General features: G+C 67.5%; 17 protein-coding genes. 6 read left to right on the plus strand and 11 right to left on the minus strand.

All coding sequences use genetic code 11. The features are described from left to right. Window positions 1–21: 21 nt before the first annotated feature. Window positions 22–384, minus strand: a complete 363-nt coding sequence (locus ACZ5IQ_RS03830) for an ArsR/SmtB family transcription factor (protein WP_061006796.1) — start codon at window positions 382–384, stop codon at window positions 22–24. An 83-nt stretch (window positions 385–467) separates the two neighbouring features. Between ACZ5IQ_RS03830 and ACZ5IQ_RS03835 the strand changes: the two genes are divergently transcribed. Then, a complete protein-coding gene (locus tag ACZ5IQ_RS03835) occupies window positions 468–2,399 on the plus strand; it encodes a heavy metal translocating P-type ATPase (protein ID WP_318987143.1) in 1,932 nt (643 codons plus the stop codon). On the opposite strand, the gene rd is transcribed toward ACZ5IQ_RS03835, so the two are convergent. Then, window positions 2,387–2,569, minus strand: coding sequence for a rubredoxin (gene rd / locus ACZ5IQ_RS03840; protein WP_464480844.1), 183 nt, complete (start codon window positions 2,567–2,569; stop codon window positions 2,387–2,389). The two genes, ACZ5IQ_RS03835 and rd, sit on opposite strands and share 13 nt — an antisense overlap. Before the next feature lie 28 nt (window positions 2,570–2,597). Then, window positions 2,598–3,680: a fatty acid desaturase gene (locus tag ACZ5IQ_RS03845; RefSeq protein ID WP_318987145.1), complete on the minus strand. Its 1,083-nt coding sequence runs from the start codon at window positions 3,678–3,680 to the stop codon at window positions 2,598–2,600. An 83-nt stretch (window positions 3,681–3,763) separates the two neighbouring features. On the opposite strand from ACZ5IQ_RS03845, the gene ACZ5IQ_RS03850 reads away from it, so the two are divergent. Next, complete coding sequence (locus ACZ5IQ_RS03850; RefSeq protein WP_318987146.1) at window positions 3,764–4,480, plus strand: TetR family transcriptional regulator; 717 nt, start codon at window positions 3,764–3,766, stop codon at window positions 4,478–4,480. 43 nt (window positions 4,481–4,523) lie between these two features. Then, complete coding sequence (locus ACZ5IQ_RS03855; protein ID WP_318987147.1) at window positions 4,524–5,735, plus strand: acyl-CoA dehydrogenase family protein; 1,212 nt, start codon at window positions 4,524–4,526, stop codon at window positions 5,733–5,735. 67 nt (window positions 5,736–5,802) lie between these two features. On the opposite strand, the gene ACZ5IQ_RS03860 is transcribed toward ACZ5IQ_RS03855, so the two are convergent. Together ACZ5IQ_RS03860 and ACZ5IQ_RS03865 are read right to left on the minus strand one after the other, a co-directional pair. Continuing rightward, window positions 5,803–6,423: a hypothetical protein gene (locus ACZ5IQ_RS03860; protein ID WP_464480845.1), complete on the minus strand. Its 621-nt coding sequence runs from the start codon at window positions 6,421–6,423 to the stop codon at window positions 5,803–5,805. 231 nt (window positions 6,424–6,654) lie between these two features. Then, window positions 6,655–6,858 (minus strand): hypothetical protein, encoded by a 204-nt coding sequence (locus ACZ5IQ_RS03865; RefSeq protein WP_464480846.1) that lies wholly within the window; start codon window positions 6,856–6,858, stop codon window positions 6,655–6,657. 220 nt (window positions 6,859–7,078) lie between these two features. Between ACZ5IQ_RS03865 and ACZ5IQ_RS03870 the strand changes: the two genes are divergently transcribed. Together ACZ5IQ_RS03870 and ACZ5IQ_RS03875 are read left to right on the plus strand one after the other, a co-directional pair. Beyond that, window positions 7,079–10,840, plus strand: a complete 3,762-nt coding sequence (locus ACZ5IQ_RS03870) for a protein kinase domain-containing protein (RefSeq protein WP_464480847.1) — start codon at window positions 7,079–7,081, stop codon at window positions 10,838–10,840. A gap of 308 nt (window positions 10,841–11,148) precedes the next feature. Next, window positions 11,149–11,484, plus strand: coding sequence for a MerR family transcriptional regulator (locus ACZ5IQ_RS03875; RefSeq protein ID WP_464480848.1), 336 nt, complete (start codon window positions 11,149–11,151; stop codon window positions 11,482–11,484). 33 nt (window positions 11,485–11,517) lie between these two features. Here ACZ5IQ_RS03875 and ACZ5IQ_RS03880 read toward each other — a convergent pair whose 3' ends face one another. From ACZ5IQ_RS03880 to ACZ5IQ_RS03900, 5 genes are all read right to left on the minus strand, one after another. Beyond that, complete coding sequence (locus tag ACZ5IQ_RS03880) at window positions 11,518–13,080, minus strand: FAD-dependent oxidoreductase (protein WP_464480849.1); 1,563 nt, start codon at window positions 13,078–13,080, stop codon at window positions 11,518–11,520. 2 nt (window positions 13,081–13,082) lie between these two features. Then, window positions 13,083–13,466, minus strand: coding sequence for a heme-binding protein (locus ACZ5IQ_RS03885; protein WP_464480850.1), 384 nt, complete (start codon window positions 13,464–13,466; stop codon window positions 13,083–13,085). Between the two features lie 325 nt (window positions 13,467–13,791). Continuing rightward, on the minus strand, window positions 13,792–15,936 hold the full coding sequence (locus tag ACZ5IQ_RS03890) for an MDR family MFS transporter (protein ID WP_464480851.1): 2,145 nt from the start codon (window positions 15,934–15,936) through the stop codon (window positions 13,792–13,794). Window positions 15,937–15,958: 22 nt separating this feature from the next. Continuing rightward, entirely contained in the window at window positions 15,959–16,516 is a 558-nt protein-coding gene (locus ACZ5IQ_RS03895; protein WP_073697890.1) for a type 1 glutamine amidotransferase domain-containing protein, read from the minus strand. A 22-nt stretch (window positions 16,517–16,538) separates the two neighbouring features. Further along, window positions 16,539–17,189: a TetR/AcrR family transcriptional regulator gene (locus tag ACZ5IQ_RS03900; RefSeq protein ID WP_267324732.1), complete on the minus strand. Its 651-nt coding sequence runs from the start codon at window positions 17,187–17,189 to the stop codon at window positions 16,539–16,541. A gap of 142 nt (window positions 17,190–17,331) precedes the next feature. Here ACZ5IQ_RS03900 and ACZ5IQ_RS03905 point away from each other — a divergent pair, with 142 nt between their 5' ends. Beyond that, window positions 17,332–19,035 (plus strand): alpha/beta hydrolase family protein, encoded by a 1,704-nt coding sequence (locus tag ACZ5IQ_RS03905; protein WP_464480852.1) that lies wholly within the window; start codon window positions 17,332–17,334, stop codon window positions 19,033–19,035. Here the strand turns inward: ACZ5IQ_RS03905 and ACZ5IQ_RS03910 are convergent. Further along, window positions 19,016–19,837 (minus strand): TIGR03621 family F420-dependent LLM class oxidoreductase, encoded by an 822-nt coding sequence (locus ACZ5IQ_RS03910; protein WP_060999400.1) that lies wholly within the window; start codon window positions 19,835–19,837, stop codon window positions 19,016–19,018. The genes ACZ5IQ_RS03905 and ACZ5IQ_RS03910 overlap by 20 nt on opposite strands. Window positions 19,838–19,867 lie beyond the last annotated feature (30 nt).

A 19,867-nucleotide genomic window follows, 5' to 3' on the forward strand; every position in this document is an offset into this window, starting at 1 on the left:
GTTCACGAGACCACCCGGCGCTCAGCTCGCGTCGCCCGTGCGGTCCGCCAGCCCCAGTCTCAGGTGCTCGCTGTGATAGACGGCTTCGTCGAGCAGTTGCGCGACGTGGTTGTCGTACAGGCTGTAGACGATGCTGCGGCCGCTCCGGGTGCCGGTCACCAGCCCGAGATTGCGCAGTAGGCGGAGCTGGTGTGAGACGAGCGACTGCTCGAGTCCGATCGCGTCGGCGAGGTCGGTGACGGAGCGAGCGCCCTGGCGCAGTTCGGTGAGGATCATCAACCGGCTCGGAGTGGCGAGTGCCTGCAGAGTCGTGGCGACCTGAGCCGCGGCGTCAGCGTCGAGCCGCCCGGTGGGGCGGTCACGCCCCTCGACACCATGTCCCACGTTTGTAGTGTACTAGGGCACACACATGAAGACGTATTCATTTGTTCTGATAACGTTGACTGCATGTGTTTGCGAGGTGCGTCATGGCGACGGTGACCCAGACCGCCCGGCCGGCGCTGTCCGGCGCGGCGGTGGCTCCGTCACGCCGCGGGTGGTTCGACCTGTCCGAAATGCGCTGGGCTGCACTGGCTTTGGCATTGTTCCTGGCGGGGTTGGTGCTGCAGCTGGCCGGTGGGCCGACCTGGTCGTGGTGGGCGCTGTACCTGGCCTGCTACGTCACCGGCGGCTGGGAGCCGGCGCTGGCGGGACTGCAGGCGCTGCGCGAGAAGACCCTCGACGTGGACCTGCTGATGGTCGTCGCGGCGATCGGCGCCGCCTCGATCGGCCAGGTCACCGACGGTGCCCTGTTGATCGTCATCTTCGCGACGTCGGGCGCGCTGGAAGCCCTGGCCACGGCGCGGACCGAGGACTCGGTGCGCGGCCTCCTGGACCTGGCGCCCGACACCGCGACCCGGTTGTCCCACGACGGCGAGCACGTCGTGCCGGCCACCGAGCTGGCGGTCGGTGACGTGGTGCTCGTACGGCCGGGGGAGCGCATCTCCGCGGACGCCACGGTGATCGACGGCGCCAGTGAGGTCGATCAGGCGACCATCACCGGCGAACCGCTGCCGGTCGACAAGGCCGTCGGCGACGAGGTCTTCGCGGGCACGCTGAACGGCACCGGGGCACTGCGGATCCGGGTCGACCGGCGGGCCGCCGACTCGGTCGTGGCGCGCATCGCGGCGCTGGTGGAAGAAGCGTCGCAGACCAAGGCCCGCACCCAGCTGTTCATCGAGAAGGTCGAGCAGCGCTACTCGATCGGCATGGTCGCCGTCACCCTCGCGGTGTTCGTGATCCCGCTGCTCGCGGGCGACTCCGTGCGGGAGGCGCTGCTGCGGGCCATGACCTTCATGATCGTCGCATCCCCGTGCGCGGTCGTGCTGGCCACGATGCCGCCGCTGTTGGCGGCGATCGCGAATGCCGGGCGTCACGGCGTGCTCGTCAAGTCTGCGGTGGTCATGGAACAGCTCGGCGCCGCCACCCGCGTGGCGTTCGACAAGACCGGGACGTTGACCCGCGGGACTCCAGAACTTGCGGAGATTCGGCTGCTGACAGGTGATTTCACGCAAGATCAGGTGCTGACACTGGCCGCGGCCGCCGAGCATTCCAGCGAGCACCCGCTGGGTGCGGCCATCGTCCGTGCGGCCAAGGTGCGTCGACTCGTCCTGCCGCGAGCCGCCGATTTCGCCGCCGAACCGGGCCGCGGCGTACGGGCCGTCATCGACGGACACACCATCACCGTGTCCTCGCCGTCGGCGGACAGCGCCGACGCGGCAGCCCAGATGGAGCAGCGGGGTGGTACGGCGGTCGTCGTGGCGGTCGACGGTCGCGCGGTCGCGGTGTTGGGCCTGACCGACGAACTCCGTCCCGATGCCCAGGGTGCCGTCGCCGCCGTCACCGCGTTGACAGGGCTGGCCCCGGTCCTGCTCACCGGTGACAATGCCACGGCGGCAGGACAATTGGCCGACCGGGTGGGTATCGCCGAGGTGCGTGCCGGCCTGCTGCCGCACGACAAGGTGGCTGCCGTCCGGGACTTGCAGGCCGACGGTGGGCGGCTGGTCATGGTCGGTGACGGCATCAACGACGCGCCCGCGCTGGCAGCCGCGCACCTGGGCATCGCGATGGGCGGCGCTGGTTCGGATCTCACCTTGCAGACCGCGGATGCCGTCATCATCGGTGATGACCTGCGCACCGTCCCCGCGGTGATCGCGCTGTCGCGGCGCGCCCGCCGCGTGGTGATGGCCAACCTGGCGATTGCCGCGACTTTCATTGCCGTGCTGGTGGTCTGGGATCTCGTCGGCACTCTGCCCCTGCCGCTGGGCGTGGCCGGCCATGAAGGCTCGACGATCATCGTCGGGCTCAACGGGCTGCGGCTGCTCCGGCGGGGTGCCTGGCGCGCGGCTCAGTCCTCGTAGGGGACGAACTCGTCCTTGCTGACGCCGCAGACGGGGCAGACCCAGTTGTCGGGGAAGTCTTCGAATGCGGTGCCGGGCGCGATCCCGCTGTCGGGGTCGCCGTCGGCGGGGTCGTAGATTATGCCGCAGCGCACGCAGATCCACAGCTGGGCGGTTTGGGTCTCGGTCATGGTGTGTCCGTTCGGAGAAGTGGTGTGGTCAGGGCTCGACGTGCGCCGGGGCGAGGCTGAAGCGGTTGGCCCGCCCGAAGGTGCCGAAGTCGTTGAAGCGGACACCGTTGGCGCGCAGTACTTTCTGGCAATCGTGCTTGATCGCCTCGCGGAGGTAGAACGGGTCGCGCACCAGGAAGTGGTGGATGGCGTGGGTCTCGCCGAAGTTGAAGCACAGGGCGTGGAAGGGCTTGAGCCACTTGGCCGTCCACACCTGGGTCTGCTGCATCACGTTGTGCTTCTCGACGTCGCCGTAGTAGTGCATGTTGGAGCTGACGAAGTGCAGGCAGAACGTGCGCACCGCGTTCGGCGCCAGCAGCGTGACGGCCACGAAGTCAAGCGCCGTCACCCAGCTGCCGGAAATGCTGCTGCCGGTGACGAATTCGTAGACGTGCACGCCGATGAACAGGTGCCACAGCGTGTAGTGGATGGTGCCGAGCGGGAAGTACAGTGCGAGCGTCTTGGCGGCGAGCTGACGCGCTTCTTCGGGGGAGCGGGCCTCGTGCTTGATGTAGGCGGTGACGATGGCGCGCTGTCGGAGTGGCTTGGTGTAGATGCCGAGCATCGAGTCGAGCAGGCTGAGCAGCCGGTGGCTGCCCCAGCGTTCGCCGTTGGTGATGCCGCGCTCCTCGAGGTCGGAATCGGTGCCCGAGACCTCGTGGTGGTGCAGGTGCAGCGTCCGCCGGAGCCAGGGGTTGATGGTGCTGGGCCGGAAGAACCAGACCCCGAACATCATCGCGTTGTGCACCGGGCGGTTCTGCCGGAAGTACATGGAGTGGATGAGGTCGTGTTCCAGTTCGTGCAGCAATGACAGCCAGAACGCGGTGATCAGGATGGTTGCGTACCAGGGCAGGATGCCGGCCGCGTAGAGCGCGGCGTCGACGAGTACGCCGGCGATGGACGCCAGGAAGATCGCCATCCCGACGCCGTCCTGGTGTGCGGCGAGGAACGGATGGCGTTCGCGCCAGCCGTTGCCGATGCGGATGAGCTCGCCCCGGATCGCGGCGATCCGGTCGCGGTCCTCCTCGGCCAGGTTGCGCTCGCCGGGTAGGCGGGTTGCGATACGTGCCATGATTTCTCCATTCAAGTTAGAGAACGAATGTTCCGTAAGGTATGTTTGCCGATATGGCGAGGTCAATAGCTATAGTTGGTTTCGTGACAGGCAACACAGAGAACAAACGCTCTCTATCTGTCGAGGCGGACTCCGGCAACGGGCGGGATCGGCATGGGCGCCGGACGCAGCAGGAGCGCCGCGAGCACACCCGCCGCGCGTTGATGACGGCGGCGCTGGAACTGACCGGCAGCGGATCGAGCTTCGACGCGCTGAGCCTGCGGCAGCTCGCCAGTAAGGCGGGTGTCGCGCCGTCGGCCTTCTACCGCTACTTCCAGTCGCTCGACGACCTCGGTCTCGCCGTGATTCACGAGACCTTTCGCACGCTGCGCGAGATCATGGGCGAGATGGCCACTCTCGACATCGATTCGTCCGGCGGCGCCATCCACGTCGGGGTGCAGGCGCTTCGTGGCGTGGTCTCGCGCGACCATGCACACCTGGCGTTCCTGGCGCGCCAACGTGCGGCCGGTCATTCGGTGCTCCGGCGCGAGATTCGGTCGGAAATCCGTTTGTACGCCAGCCAATTGGCTACCTACATGGCCCGGTTCGAACCCATCCGGTCGTGGAGCGTCGGGGATGTCGAGATGCTGTCGAGCATGTTGATGGCCACCATCCTCGCCGGCATCGATTCGATGCTCGAGGTCATTGCGCGCGGGCTCGACGAAGAGACGACGGCGCGTGATCTGGATGCGGCGGCCACCATGCTCGAGCGCCAGATCCGGTATCTGAACGTCGGTGCCTCCGCGTGGCGGAGCGACTGATCACCCGCGGCCCCGAAACACTTTGACCACCAACAGGAGTGACATGACATTCTCACTACAACTCAGCGATGACGTCATCGAGGTGCGCGACTGGGTGCACCAGTTCGCCGCCGAAGTCGTCCGCCCTGCCGCCGCGGAATGGGATGAGCGGGAGCAGACGCCATGGCCGATCATCCAGGAAGCGGCGAAGATCGGGCTGTACTCGCCCGAACTGTTCGGCACGCAGGCCGCCGAACCGAGCGGGCTCGGCATGCTCACCGTGTTCGAGGAGCTGTTCTGGGGTGACGCCGGCATCGCGCTGTCCATCATGGGTACCGGTCTGGCCGCGGCGGCCTTGGCGGGCAACGGAACTCCCGAACAGATCGGGCAGTGGCTGCCGCAGATGTTCGGCTCGGCCGCGGACCCGAAGGTCGCGGCGTTCTGCTCATCCGAGCCCGACGCGGGCTCCGACGTCGGGTCCATCCGGGCCCGGGCCCGCTACGACGAGGCCACCCGGGAATGGGTGCTCAATGGCACCAAGACGTGGGCCACCAACGGCGGCATCGCCAACGTGCACGTCGTGGTCGCGTCCGTCTACCCGGAACTCGGGTCGCGCGGCCAGGCCAGCTTCGTGATCGGGCCGGACACCAAGGGGCTGTCCCAGGGGCAGAAGTTCAAGAAGCACGGCATCCGGGCGTCGCACACCGCCGAGGTGGTGCTCGACAACGTGCGGCTGCCGGAGGACGCGATCCTCGGCGGCCGGGAGAAGTTCGAGGCCCGGGTGGCGCGGGTGAAGTCGGGTGCGTCCGCGGGTGGCCAGGCCGCGATGAAGACGTTCGAGCGGACCCGCCCGACGGTCGGGGCGATGGCGGTCGGGGTGGCCCGGGCGGCGTACGAGTACGCCCTCGAATATGCCTGCCAGCGTGAGCAATTCGGTAAGAAGATCGGCGAATTCCAGGCCATTGCCTTCAAACTGGCGGACATGAAGGCCCGCATCGACGCCGCCCGGCTGCTGGTGTGGCGGGCCGGCTGGATGGCGCGCAACAATGTGCCGTTCGAGAACGCCGAGGGTTCGATGGCCAAGCTGGTGGCCAGCGAGACCGCCGTGTACGTGACCGACGAGGCGATTCAGATTCTCGGCGGCAACGGGTACACCCGCGACTACCCGGTCGAGCGGATGCACCGAGATGCCAAGATTTTCACCATCTTCGAGGGCACCAGCGAGATTCAGCGGTTGGTGATCTCGCGCGCGGTGACGGGTCTGACGATCCGCTGAGTCACGACTCGTCGACCGGCGACCGGGCGCACGCGAATCCGCAAGTCGCCGCGCTCTGAGCCTGCCGTCAGACGAGTTCCGGCACCCTCAGGTGAGCGATCGCCAGCTCGAACTCGCAGATGTCGACCAGGCTGCCACCCAGCTGAGCGAGCTTCTCGGTGCGCAGCGCACTGGCCTGTTCACGGTTGTTGTCCAGCGCGGCGGCGTTGTCGAACGTCACCGACGACACAGCGCGTCCGGAGGGCTTGTCGAGCAGGAGGCTGGCGCTGCAGAACCCCTCGAGTTTCTCCAACGACGGCAACACCAACGTCCGGTAGAAGTCGGTGAGCAGGTCCGCCTGATGGGGTTCGACCGAGAACCACGCAACCCGAAGGCAGGCGCCCTCCGGCGAACGGTGGTCGCGGTGCAGTGCGGTGACCTCCCACTCGTTGATCTCCTTGCGGGTGCCGTTCAGCAGCTCCGCGGCGCGTGCCCCGAGTGGCCGTGCGGCGTGCGCCGTCAGGTGCATCACCGCTTCGGATTCCCACGCGCTGGTGGCGATGCAGCGTCCCAATCGCCGGTCCACCATCAGCGACATACCGGCGGCGCCCAGCTCTTCGAGAGCGGGCAGCACGGTGTCGCGCATGTACGCAACGCCCGCGTCGATGGACGCCGGCTCGGCCTGAAACGTGGTTGAGCGTGCGTACACCAGGCGCTCCTCAGTTACGGCAGCGCCTGGTGGCGCTGCTGGTTCTTCCAACAGCGTCCCTTGTCGCCCCCGATGGTGCACGGGCTTTGCCGGAATCCACAGACTGCGTTAAGGAGCGAGCACGGCGGCGCGAAACCACTGGCAGAGCCGCAGCGGAACTCAGCAAACGTTTCTACGACAGCGTCCGCAACTCGCCCTCACCGATCCGCGACTGGCTCAGGCGTCAATTGGCTACTGGCCGGTGGCGTAGGCCAGGGTGCGCGCGCGTGCCGGCGCGGCGACGTGCGGCAGCGCGACCGAGTGGACGGCGGCAGCCGCTGCGCTGCGGCGAGCGTTGAACCTGCGGACGCCCGCGGCCGCGACCACCAGCAGCAGCGGCCACAGGCCGATGGCGAAGAGAACGACGGCGTCGATGATGAAGGTGGGTTCGAGCATGGCAGTACTCCCGAGGTTGGTGAAATGTATTTGATCCGTTGGTATTTGGCGGTTCCCAACGGGGAAGCTGATACAAGAACGGTACGGCGCGGGCGCACGGCGACCCAGGTACCGCCGAGACAATCTTTTGGCGATCTCGCCCGAATCGTTGTCCGGAAGGAACAAAGGGACAGCAATTTCCGCGGGTGGCCCCCATTCCGGCCTGCCGCGCCGACAATTGATGGTGACGACAGCAACCGAACCGAAGGCCTCCGACGTGTCAGAACCCGACGAAACGCAACGTGGCGTCGCGACCGGCATCGTCGCGGAGCTCGAAGCCGAGGGCTTCTACGGCGCCGAGCCCGTCGGGCGCGGTGGGTTCGGCGTCGTCTACCGGTGCCGCCAGCCGGCGCTGGACCGGGTCGTCGCGATCAAGGTCCTGGGCGCCGACTCGGACGACGTCGACCTCGAGAATTTCGAACGTGAGCAGCGGGCCATGGGCCGGGTGTCAGGTCACCCGAACATCGTGCCGGTGCTGCACAGCGGGCTGACGTTCACGGGGCGCCCGTTCATCGTCATGCCGTACCTGGGCCGGAACACGCTGTCGGCCTGGATCCGGCGGCACGGCCCGCTGGCCGTCGGGGAGGCGCTGACGGTCGGGGTCCGGCTGGCCGGGGCGCTGGAAACCGCGCATCGCGCCGGCGTGCTGCACCGAGATGTCAAGCCGCCCAACGTACTTCTCTCGGCGTACGGGGAGCCGCAGCTGTGCGACTTCGGCATCGCCCGCATCGCGGGCGGCCGTGAAGCGACCATGAACGTGTTCGTCGGATCGCCGTCGTACACCGCGCCGGAGCTGTTCGAGGGTGCGACGCCGACGGCCGCCGTCGACATCTACGGGCTCGCCGCCACCGTCTTCACCTTGATCAAGGGGGAGCCGCCGTTCCAGTTCCAGAAGGGGGAGAATCCCATCGCGTTCGCCCGGCGCGTTCTCGCCGGGCCGGTGCCCGACCTGCGCGGGAGCGGCGTCGCCGATCCCGTCTGCGCTGCGCTCGAGCAGGGACTGAATGTCGATCCCGCACAGCGCCCCGCAACGGTCGCGGAGTTCGGCGAGTTGTTGCGGGCCGCGGGTGCGCGCGTCGGACTGAGCATCGCTGACGTCCCGCTGGAGCTGCCGGAAGTCGCGTACGACGCGGTGGAATCGTCGCCGGACACCGGCGGGCGCTCCACCGGAGGGATCGGACTACGGACCGACGGTTCCGGCCGGTCGACCTATCCGCCCAGTTCACCGGCCAGGTTCCGGCCGCCGACGTTCAGCCGCCCGCCGGTGCCGCGCCGAAACATCCTGGACCGGCTGGGTGCCGGGCGCAGGCCGAAGCTGGTGCTCATCCACGGACCGGCCGGCTACGGCAAGACCGTGCTGGCGACGCAGTGGGGCGAGGCGCTGGTCCGCGCGGGCCTGCCGACGGCCTGGCTGACGGTCGATGCCGACGACAACAACGCCTTCTGGTTCGTGGCGCACCTGATCGAGGCGGTGCGTGTCGCGCTGCCCGAGCTCGCGGACGCGTTGCAACAGGAATTCGATGAACGGCCGGACTCCGCGCTGCGGCAGGTGCCCAACCTGTTGATCGACTGGCTGCACTCCCGCAAGCAGACGCTGGCTCTGCTGATCGACGAGTGGCATCGCGTCACCAGCGCCGACAGTCTGGACACACTGGCTTACCTGCTCGAGAAGGGCTGCCACCACCTGCACCTGGTCGTGGCCGGCCGAAGCGGCACCGGACTGCCGTTGGGCACCCTGGGTGTGCAGGGTGAACTGGCCGAGATCGACGCGTCGCTGCTCCGGTTCGATGTCGAAGAGGCCCGGGCCCTCCTGGTCGACCGGTGCGGCCTGGATTTGTCGGGGGCCATCGTGGCCGACCTCGAAGAGTCGACCGACGGCTGGCCGGCCGCCCTGCAACTGGCGTCGCTGAGCCTGCGTGACGGCGGTGATGCCGCCGCGCTCGTCGGTCGGCTCTCCGGCTCGGACAAGGTCATCGGCGATTACCTGACGTCCAATGTGCTGGACAGCCTGGAGCCCGAGCTCGTCGAGTTCCTGTCGGCGACGTGCATCACGAAACAGATCTGCAGCGGTTTGGCGACCGCGCTCACGGGCCGTCCACACAGCCGGGAAATACTCGAGGACATCGAGCGGCGGGACCTGTTCCTGCGGCGGACCGACGCGGACGGGACCTGGTTCCGTTACTCCAATCTGTTCGCCGACCACCTCCGGCACCGGTTGAAGCGTGCGGACGAAGACCGCGTCGTGGCGTTGAACCGAACGGCCGCACAGTGGTTCATGAAGCACCGGATGTACAACGACGCCGTCGATCACTGGATGGCGGCGGGCGACGACGACAAGGCGGTCGACGCCGTCGAGCAGGTGTCGCCGGATCTCCTCGAACAATGCGAACTCATGGCACTCATCGGTCTGGCAGCCAAGTTGCCGCCGCACCTGGCCGAGGAGCGGCCAAGGCTGCAGACCAACCTGGCATGGGCCAACGTCATTCTCCGCCGGCCTGCGGCCGTGGCCGACGCGCTGCAATTGGCCGAGGACAACATCGACCTGCTCAGCGACGACGAAAGCGACGACGTCCGTTGCGAATTGGACCTGCTGCGCGTGGTGATGGCCGGCCACGCCGACCACATCGATGCGTTCACCGAAACGGCGGCGCAGGCATGTGTGGCCCGGGCCGACACCCTGGCCCCGTTCGTGCTGTGCCGCGCGGCGTACACCCTCTCCTACGTCGCGCTGCGCAAGTTCGACTTCGACGGGGCGCTGCGCTGGCACCGGTGGGGACACAAATATCGCCGATCCATCGCGGGGCCGATGACCGTCGGCTACGGGTATCTCATCGCCGCCCTGGCCGCGAACGAGCAACTCGATGTCGCCGGTGCCGAGGCACATCTGCGGCATGCGATCAGGATCGCCCTGTCGCCGTCGGGGCGGCCGACCTACATCGCCAAACTCGCCGGGGCGCTGCTGGGTGAATTGCTCTACGAGCGTGGGCAACTCGACGAGGCAGAGGTCCTGCTCGACGAGGCGTACGCCCTCGGGGCGGAGGGCGGCATCGTGGACGTGATGCTCGCCACCTACCGCGCGGGCGCCCACGTGAAGAGTGCCCGCGGTGACACGTCCGGTGCCGAGCGCAGACTGTCGGAAGGGATGGGGCAGGCCCGGGCGCTGGGATTGCCCCGGCTGGAGGCGGGACTGAAGCTGGCCCTGATTCGCGTCGCGACCTTGTCCGGGAACGAGATCGACAAGACGCTGGCGCGGCGCGTCATGGCGCACGGCGTGCAGGACTTCGGTGAAAGCGGCGATCTGACAGCAGAATTCAGAGAGGACGCACAGATCAGACTGCTACTGCTCGACGGGCAGCCGGCGGCATCAACCTCGGCGTGCGAACGGGCTCGGGTCCGGCTCGACCACACCGACAGGCTGCGGCGGCCACGAGCGCATCTGCAGGCCAGGATTCAGTATGCCCGGTGCCTCGCGGTGGCCGGGCTGGACGAAAAAGCTCGATGGGTGCTGGCCCCGGCGCTGAAAACCTGTGCTGCGCTTGGCTTGAGCCGGCTCCTCCTCGACGAGGGCCCGCAGTGCTGCGCGTCGCACACGACGTCGCGGTCGGCTGGGAAACCGTCGACGTCGCCACGGCGGCGGACATCAGCGACTTCGTCCACAAGCTCGAGGAAGCATCGTTGCACCACACGGGTTGATCGACCAGTAGGCCGCCGTCACTGCACACCGGCCGCCGACGTCTGTGCGCCACCTGGTGGGCCGGTGTCGCCGTCGATCCCGAGAACTGTCTGGACGACGGCATCGATGCTGGGGATGTCATCGAACGTGTCAGTCGCGGGAGACGCGTTGTCGCTCAGCGCTGTTGCGATGACGTCCCAGGTATGGCCGGCGGCATGTGCCGCCGCGACAGCCTCACGCAGTTCGGTCTGCGCGGCGCGCAACGCCTGATGCGCAGCGCTGATGCGCTCGATGTACGCGAGGTGCAATTCCTGCTGCTCTGCTGACATCTCCTGTGCTCCAAGCGTTCCCGACGCTGGTGATTGCTCCGGGCCGACTGTGGGCTTGCGTGTCAGATCCGGGCCGGATTTGGTTGGTTCATGTTGGTCAGCTCACCGGGGATGCCTGGCCCCGTGGCGGTCCTCACCACCTTCCGCTACTACCTATACGAATCAGGGCAGTTAATCTATGTTGATTAACATAGATTTCTATATAGCACCGTGCCATGATTCAATGCAAGTAGTGGAACAGGAAATCTCATGAACGATGCAGATCGCCGGCTGATGCCGCCGAACGCAGGACCCGCCGCGGGTCCGGCATCTGATCATGCGGTCTACGGGATCACGGTCGCTGCCGAACTTTCCGGCGCGCCAACACAATCACTGCGGCTGTGGGAACGTCACGGGCTTCTCACGCCGGCGCGCACCGATGGCGGTACCCGCCGCTACAGCGCAGACGACGTGGCCCGGATCGGGCGCATCGTCGCCCTGGTCGCCTCCGGCGTCAACATCGCGGGAATCGGCAGGATCCTCGAATTGGAGGATGACAACAGCGCGCTGCGCAGCGCTGCCGACCGGCGCAACCGGTCGAAGTGACGGCCGGCTGACCAGTTCGCGCGGTTGATGAGGTCAGGTTTTCTCCGCGAGGCCGCGGGTGGCAGGACCCTCCAGGAGTCGCCCGTCAGGCGCGAACCGCGAGCCGTGTAGCGGGCACTCCCAGGCCCGGTCCGCATCGTTCCACCGCACCACGCCGCCCAGGTGCGGGCAGATCGCCGACACGGAGCGTTGTTGTCCGTCGACCAGGCTGTTGGCGCGCAACTGCCACGGGGGACCGCTGACCACTCCGGCACCTTCACCGAGGCCATCCGGCGAGGTGGCGATCGGGGCGATCCAGCCTTTGGCCAGGTTCAGTCCGACCTCGAGATTCGCGCGCAGCGCGGCAGTCACACCGCGCAGTTCGTGCGGACTCCAACTGGCGAACGCGCGCGCCCACTCGATGTGGCCGCCGAGCAGCTGCGCCGACAGGGCCAGCGCCGCCGCAACGCCGTTGGTCAGGCCCCACTTGTCGAAACCTGTTGCCACCCGGATTTTTTCGTAACCCGGAAGCAGTGGACCGACGTACGGCAACTCATCGATGGGCGAATAGTCCTGCGCCGACCAGAAGTGTGTCGGATGGGCGCCCGGATAGTGCAGCTCCGCCCACTTGGCGAGTTCGGCGACGTCATGTGCGGGCGCGTGCCCACGGCCCACGGGATGGCCGGCACCGCCGACGATGAGCTTCTCGCCGCTCGCGGATGGTGCGTAACGCACCGACCGGGTCGGTGAATCGACCGAGATGAACATGCCGCCCGTCGCCTCGCGAGCGACGTCAAATGCCATGCAGTAGGAGCGTTTTGCCGTCAGCCGGGCGAAGAATCCGCCGCGATCCAGGATCGGCGTCCCGGTTGCCAGGATGCACCGGTGCGCGGAGACCGACATCTCGGATCCGGCGGTATCGACCGTGGGGTGTGTCGCCTGCAATGCCACGCGCAACAGTCCGTCGTCGGCCACCGACACTGCGCGCACGCCCTGCAACAGCGTGCCGCCATGGGTTTCGAGTTCGACCGCCAGACTGTTCAGCAGGGGCATCGGATCGAGCTGCGCTTGATCACGCAGCCGTACGCCGCCGTGGAAGGGAAACGGGACATCGGCGGTGTCGATCCACTCGGCTTGCGTCAATCCCGCTTCCTGGCAGGCGCTGAACGTGTCACGCGCGGTCGCGACGCCCGACAACGTCTGGGCGTAGGCGTGATCGGGTTCGGACTGCCATGGGATCGCATGGTTCTCGCAATGCCGGACCAGCCAGTCACGGCCCTCGGCATTGCCACGGACGTAGTCGCGCAAGACATCCGCGTTGTGCTTGGCGGCGATGCGTGCCAGCTTGCTGCCCTGCAAGACGCTCAGTTTGCCGGTGGTGTTGCCGGTCGTGCCCGCACCCACATGCCGCGCTTCGACAACCGTCACGTTCTTCCCCGCCCGGGCCAGGAGCACGGCGGTGGTCAGCCCGGTGATGCCGGCGCCGATCACGACCACGTCGGCCGGCGACGCCCGGTCGGTCGACTCCGGCGCCGGCGGCGATGACGGCGACATCACGCGGTCGGCCAACCACAGCGACGTCAGATGGCAGCTTGCCGGAGGGCCGGTCATCGCCATGCCTAGCCGGCCATGAATTCTGCGTAGGCGCTGGCCATTTCGGGTGACAGCACCGTCACATTGCACCGCTGCTGAGCGTCACCGATCGGCGCCAGAATGCCGCGCAGGTCCTGATACTGCTGGGGGTGTGCGGTGAAGTACGCCCGGAGATTGGCCGATGCGACCGGCCTCGGCTGCGAATAGGACGCCACCACAACCTGATTGGCGTCGGGATGCGCCGTCAGGTAATTGCTGGCCGCACCGGTGGCCGAACTGACGGTATTCGCAACCGAATCCGGGCTGCAGTCGGTTTCTGCGGCGGCGGTTGCGGGCGTGACCAGGCTCAGGCACACCGGTACGGCGGCCAGTGCCGGGATCAGGCCCGTGAGTCGAGTCGAGAGCTTCATTGCATGTCCTCCTCTGTGTTTCGCTGCCGACTGGATGCAGATCAGCCGAGATGGCCGCGCGGCATCCGTCGGGCACCGGTGGTCATATACCCGCGGTCGTGAATCTCAATCCCCGCCTTTGCTGCCTCTTCGTCACAACGCATGTTTGAAAACCGTGGAGCGGGTATTCAGCCACCGTCAGTTGGATCCCGTACTCGACGTCCGCTGGAGTGGCTCCGACATCGCCGTCGCTTCTCTCCGGTTCCACAGATCCGGGCGTCCGGTCGGTCCGCACTGGCACCGCCGGGACGGTCCAGCCGCAAACAGGACCGTCCCGGCCACCATGTCAGCCGCGCGGGAGCGTGGCGTGCGGGCGGAACGGTCGGGTCGGGGGCTCTTCGTGCCGCACCGCGCGCATCCGGGTGGTGGGTTGCTCGGCGACAAACTGATGCGGGGGGCCGAGTTTGGTGGTGCGACTCTCGCGCCGGGCGGACTCCCGCTCGATCAGCAGACCGCTGGCGATGCGGTCGAACGCGCTCTGGACATGAATGCGCTCGGGCGCGCCCTGGAATTCGTCTGACTGTGTGAGGGTTTCGGTGATCCAGCTGGAGATCACATTGCGTGCCCTGCCGACCTCGGCGGAGCCCGCGGCCGTCAGTGCGTATTCGCTTCCGGAGCGCGTCGCGAATCCGGTGGCCACCAAACGATCGAAGGTCGGTTCGAGCACCTGATGTGGCACCCGTCGATCATCCGCAATGTCGAGCAGGTCGGCTGCCCCTGTCACCGCGGCGTACCGGTAGATCAGCATCAGCGCCCACAGTTGCGCGGTCCCCAGGCGGCTGTTCGAGGTGCGCGCCACCGCTTCGAGGTCAATGCCGTTGCTGCGCTGCAACAACCGGCCGACGGCGACTTCGATGAGTTTCTCCGGCGACTCGGTGGTCGGCATGCCGAAGCCCTCGCCCATGTCGGTGCTGCCACTGGCAGCAGCATCACGCAGCGGCACCTGTTTGAGGAACAGGGCCAGCACGAAGCCGACGACCGCGACAGGCGCCGCCAACAGGAACACCTGGCTCAAGGAGTCGGCGTAGGCGTTGATGATCGGGGCGGCGGTGTCGTGCGGAAGGCTGTGCAGCACTTTCGGAGACGTTGCCGCCTCGGGTGGTGCGCCGCCCGACCTCATGGCCGACGGGATGCGGTCGCCCAGGAAGTTCGCGAACATCGAGCCGAAAATCGCGGCACCGAAAGAACTTCCGATGGTGCGGAGGAACGTCACGCCAGACGTGGCGACGCCGAGATCGGCGAAGTCGACGGTGTTCTGCACCACCAGAATCAGCACCTGCATGCTGAGCCCGATCCCGGTACCGAGGATCAGCAGGAACAACGATTGGGTCAGCGTCGAGGTGTCGGCGTCCATCCGGGACAGCAGCACGAACCCCAGCGCCATGATGGCCGTGCCGGCGATCGGGAAAATCCGGTATTTCCCTGTGCGGCCGACGATCGCGCCGCTGCCCAGTGAGGTGACGAGCAGACCGGCGACCATCGGCAAGGTGCGCAGCCCGGACGCGGTTGCCGAGACGCCGTCGACGAACTGCATGTAGGTCGGTAAGAACGTCAGCGCACCCAGCATCGCGAAACCGACGACGAACGACAGCACACAGCACACCGTGAAGACCGGGTTCGCGAACAGGCGGATCGGCAGAATCGGTTCAGGCGCACGACGTTCCACCACGACGAAGCCGACGAGTGCCAGCGCCGACGCGACGAACAACCCGATGATCGTCGCCGAACCCCAGGCATAGGTGGTGCCGCCCCAGCTGGTCGCCAGCGTCAGGCCGGCGGCCCCGAGCCCGACCAGGACGATGCCCGCATAGTCGACGACGGGTCGTCCGGCGCGCGTCAGCTCCGGAATGGCCACTGCCGCGATCCCGATGACCACCACCGCCACCGGCACGTTGACCCAGAACGCCCACCGCCACCCGAGGTGGTCGGTGAACAGCCCGCCGAGCAGCGGCCCGACGACGGTCGTGACGCCGAACACGGCGCCCAAAGCGCCTTGGTACTTGCCTCTTTCGCGCAACGGGATGACCTCGCCGATCACCGCGACGGCCGTCACGGTGATCGCGCCACCACCCAGGCCCTGCAGCGCCCGCGATGCGACGAGCATCCCCATCGATTCCGAGAGTCCACACAGGACCGAGCCGGCCAGGAACAGCAGGATCGCGACCTGAAAGACCTTCTTGCGGCCGAAGATGTCACCGAGCTTGCCGACCACCGCGGTCACGATCGTCGAGGCGAGCAGGTAACTGGTGACGACCCAGGACTGATGGCCGGCGCCACCGAGGTCGGCGACGACGGTCGGCAGGGCCGTCGCCACGATGGTCTGGTCGAGTGCCGCCAGCAGCATCCCGAGGACGACGGCCAGGAAGACGAAGTTGCGCTGCCGGATGCTGGGGGCCGCGTCCGCGACATCAGCAGGCGGATGAGTGGTCATGGTTGCCACGGTCCGGCCGATGTCAGGTCTGGGCCGGACTGCTCGCCAATGCCTCGGTGATGGCCTCGCAGAACGCCGGTAGATCGGAGGGCGAACGGCTGGTGATGAGATTGCCGTCGATACACACTGCTTCATCGACGACGGTCGCCCCGGCGTTACGCAGATCGGTGCGAACACTCGGATAGCTCGTCACCTTGCGGTCGCGCACGACGTCCGCCTCGACGAGGGTCCACGGGCCGTGACAGATGGCGGCGACGGGCTTGCCGGAGCGCACGAAGTCGCCGACGAACGCCACCGCGGTGTCGTCGACCCGCAACTTGTCGGGGTTCACCGTACCGCCCGGCAGGATCAGCGCGTCGAACGCGTCGACGCGCACCTCACCGACGGTGCGGTCCACCGCAATGCTGCCCGCTGGTTCGAGGTCGTGATTGCGGGCCTGGATTTCACCGGCCTTGATCGACAACACCTCGACGGCGCCGCCGGCCTTCTCGACCGCGGCGCGCGGTTCCTCGAGCTCGACTCTCTCGACCCCGTCGGCGGCGAGGATGGCGATCCGGCGGCCTTGCAGTTCCTTGAGCACGTGGGTGGGCTACCCGTGTCCGCTACTCCGGAAACACGCGCGTCGCCGGTGGAGGACTGTCGACAATTGCCGGCAACACGAAGGTCCGGAGGTAGTTCCGCGCCACCGTCGGATCGCTACTGCCGGGCACCACGTCCAGCAGCAGGCTCAGTGCCGTCGAGATGAGGAACTGTGCAAGGTCATGCGGATGCAGGCCGGGCCGGAACTGGCCTGTCGTGCTGTTGGCGAGCATGCCTTCGACCATCGACTGGACCGTCCTGGTCAGCGAGCCGTCGTTGGCGATGAGGGTGGCGACGGCACCGTCGGGCGTCTGGTCGGCGATGGTTTGCAGCAGTGGATCGTGCACCAGCTGCGTCGCGACGATGACGAGGCTGTCGATCAGCAGATCGACCGGGGTGGCGTCGGCGGCCACCTGCTGCAGCATCGTCAGCATGTGCCGTTGGGTGGTGCGTTGCACCAACGCCGCGATCAGCTCTTTCCGGGTGGCGAACTGCCGGTAGATCGCGCTGCGCGAGTAGCCGGCCTCGGCCGCGATGACCTCCATGGTGAAGGTCCCGCTGCCACCGTCGATGAAGAACTGCTCCGCGGCGTCGAGCAGTACCTGCCGGGCCTGCTCGGTGTTGTTGCCGCCACCGACCGGACGCCCGCGGGGCCTGCGCTGCGGTGCTGACACTCGACTGTCCTGTCGGGGATTGAGAGCGATGGGGTCACCAGTATGCCGCAGGCAAGTGGGGCGCCCCGAGCACTAATGGAACATATGAACCAATTTGTTCATTTTCCTCCCGCGCGGTGCGCTGCGGGCTAGCGTGCGGTTGATGGCGGGGTGGTCGAGAGCGGTTTGGGTGATGCTGGCTGCGGGGTGTCTTGCGCTGTGGCTGCCGATGGCGCCGGTGTGGGCCGACGATGCGTCCGGTGCCGCGCACAGTGTGGGGGACGCGTCGCACCCCACCGCTTCGCAGCCGACGACGTCACCGGCAGGGGTGGCGTCACAGGCTGGGGCGGCGCCGGCCGGGAAGTCCAAGCCCGCGGCCGATTCGCATGCGCGCAAGTCCGCCGACCATTCGCCGCGCACCAAGAAGACCAGAGACGCCACCAAGCCCGACAAGGGCGCGCCCGACAAGACCTCGGTGTCGCGATCCACCACGCCGGACAATGCGGTCCGGGCGCAGGCGGCTCGACCCAAGCCGACACTGCCGGCGGTGAAGCTTCCGAACGCGTTGCCGGCCAAGCGGTCTCAGGTTCCGGATACCGCCGTTGCACCACCGGTTTCAGCGACGGCGTCGCAGCCGAGTGCCGTGGTCAAGACGGCAGCCGTCGCGGCCACGACCGCCGGCGCCACGACCACGAGCGCCACGACCACCAGCGCCGTGACCACCGGTGCCACGACCACCGGCACCCCGACCACGGCGGTGAAAACCGCACGGCCCAGCCTGATCAACGTCATCGGGTCGTTCGTGTTCAACGTGATCGGCAGCGCCATGCTCGCGTTCGCCGGCCCGCCGGTGCTGCCGCGGGGCAGCACGGTCACGGTCAAGGTGTCCAGCCTGACCATGCCGGGCACCGGGCAGAAGGTCCAGGCGAACTGGTATTTCCCGGAGCACGCGGATTCGGCGACCCGGGTGATCTATTTCCAGCACGGCTTCATGGCCGTCGCCCCCATGTACAGCTACACGCTGGCCGCGCTGGCGCAGGGCACCAACAGCATCGTGGTGGCTCCGACGTTGTCCTCCAACGCGTTTGATTCCGAGGCGCGGTGGATCGGCGGTTCGGCAGACCAGCAGGCGGTGGCCGACCTGTTCGCCGGTGATCGCGCGGCACTGACCGAAAGTGCCGGCGCCGCAGCCGGACACCAGGTGACGCTGCCCACGAAGTTCGTGCTGGTCGGCCATTCGCTCGGCGGCGCGCTGGTGAGTTCGGCCGCCGGTCGCATGGTGGACAACGGCGCGGTCGCGAATCTGCAGGGCGTGGTGTTGATGGACTCGGTCGACCTGAACAACGTGGTGCCCACCGCGCTGCAGAAGTTGACCGGCGCCGATTACCGCCCGGTCTACGACATTTCATCCGAGCCGTACGTATGGAACCGGGACGGTCTGGTCGGGCGGGAGCTCGAAGCGGCTCGGCCCGGGCAGTTCAACGGGGTCATGCTGGTCGGGGGCCGGCACATCGATGCGCTGCAGGGCGCGAACCCCGTGCTGCAATTCGCCGAGTACGTCGTGGCCGGCTTCTCGCGGTCACCGAACATCGAGGCGGAGAAGACGCTCGCCATCGGCTGGATCAACGACATGTTCGCCGGTACCCAGACCGGAATCTATGGCGCGCCAGGGCAGACCATCACGATCGACACCAAAGCCGGTCCGGCCACCGCGGTGGCGTTGCCGTTCGCGTCCGCTCGGCCCGTGCAGGCCACGCCGTGGGACGGCCTCGCGCAGCTGATCCTGAACACCGTGCTGCAGTTCGCCGTCTACGAGCCCATGGCACAGCCGAGTCCTGCGCGCGCCGTCAGCGCAGTTCTGCGATGACCTTCGCGAAGGCTTCCGAATGCTGTTGCTGGACAATGAAGTAACTCACCCCGTAGCGATCCCGTAGGTCGCGAATCCGGTCGGCCATGTCGGTGGTGCTGCCGCTGAGCACACCAGGGGTCGTCATCAGTTCGGCGTCGCTGAGTTCCGGCTGGAAGTGCCGGGTGATCGACAGGTTCGGAATGCCGGATTCATCGGTCGGCACCGCGGTGATGGCCAGGTTCAGCTCCAGCTCAGCGAAACGGTCGCCAGCGGCGTTGCGCACGAAAGAAATACGCTCGGCGAGGGGATCGTGCGCTTCGGTGCGCGGCCCGCCACCGGTCAGTCCGATGATCTGGGCCTGCTGGGCGGCGACCGTCAGCAGCTTGTCGCCGGCACCGGCGATCATCACCGGCACATCGGGCAGGTGGGTGCGCAGATACGAGGTGACGTGCGCGGTGTACTCGACCCGTTTCCCGGCGCTGGGGAACGGCAGCTCGGCGGCATCGAATTCTTCCTTGACGTACCCGGCGCCGAGGCCCGTCTCGAAGCGTCCCTCGGTCAGGTCGCGCATGGCCGCGATATCGCGGGCCAGCAGCGCGGGCTTGTAGAAGCACGCGTTGAACACGAAGGTGCCCAGGTGCAGCGTGCTGGTCGCGGTCGCGGCCGTCGCCAGCACCGGAAACGGGGCCGGAGCGCCCAGATGGTCGGGCACCAGCAGGACGTCGTAGCCGAGGTCCTCAGCGCGGCGCGCCGCGTCCTGGACCGCTGACCCACTGTCGGTGTGCCGCAGGCCCACGCCGAACCGGAAATCTCTCGTCATGTGTTCGACCTTACGGACGCGCGGGCCGCG

This window comes from Mycobacterium toneyamaense (assembly GCF_055384815.1).

Excerpts from the sequence above, each read along its gene's own strand:
- ACZ5IQ_RS03835 (WP_318987143.1), top strand. The coding sequence starts at position 468 with ATGGCGACGGTGACCCAGACCGCCCGGCCGGCGCTGTCCGGCGCGGCG.
- rd (WP_464480844.1), bottom strand. The coding sequence starts at position 2,569 with ATGACCGAGACCCAAACCGCCCAGCTGTGGATCTGCGTGCGCTGCGGC.
- ACZ5IQ_RS03845 (WP_318987145.1), bottom strand. The coding sequence starts at position 3,680 with ATGGCACGTATCGCAACCCGCCTACCCGGCGAGCGCAACCTGGCCGAG.
- ACZ5IQ_RS03855 (WP_318987147.1), top strand. The coding sequence starts at position 4,524 with ATGACATTCTCACTACAACTCAGCGATGACGTCATCGAGGTGCGCGAC.
- ACZ5IQ_RS03865 (WP_464480846.1), bottom strand. The coding sequence starts at position 6,858 with ATGCTCGAACCCACCTTCATCATCGACGCCGTCGTTCTCTTCGCCATC.
- ACZ5IQ_RS03870 (WP_464480847.1), top strand. The coding sequence starts at position 7,079 with ATGGTGACGACAGCAACCGAACCGAAGGCCTCCGACGTGTCAGAACCC.
- ACZ5IQ_RS03875 (WP_464480848.1), top strand. The coding sequence starts at position 11,149 with ATGAACGATGCAGATCGCCGGCTGATGCCGCCGAACGCAGGACCCGCC.
- ACZ5IQ_RS03880 (WP_464480849.1), bottom strand. The coding sequence starts at position 13,080 with ATGGCGATGACCGGCCCTCCGGCAAGCTGCCATCTGACGTCGCTGTGG.
- ACZ5IQ_RS03885 (WP_464480850.1), bottom strand. The coding sequence starts at position 13,466 with ATGAAGCTCTCGACTCGACTCACGGGCCTGATCCCGGCACTGGCCGCC.
- ACZ5IQ_RS03890 (WP_464480851.1), bottom strand. The coding sequence starts at position 15,936 with ATGACCACTCATCCGCCTGCTGATGTCGCGGACGCGGCCCCCAGCATC.
- ACZ5IQ_RS03905 (WP_464480852.1), top strand. The coding sequence starts at position 17,332 with ATGGCGGGGTGGTCGAGAGCGGTTTGGGTGATGCTGGCTGCGGGGTGT.
- ACZ5IQ_RS03910 (WP_060999400.1), bottom strand. The coding sequence starts at position 19,837 with ATGACGAGAGATTTCCGGTTCGGCGTGGGCCTGCGGCACACCGACAGT.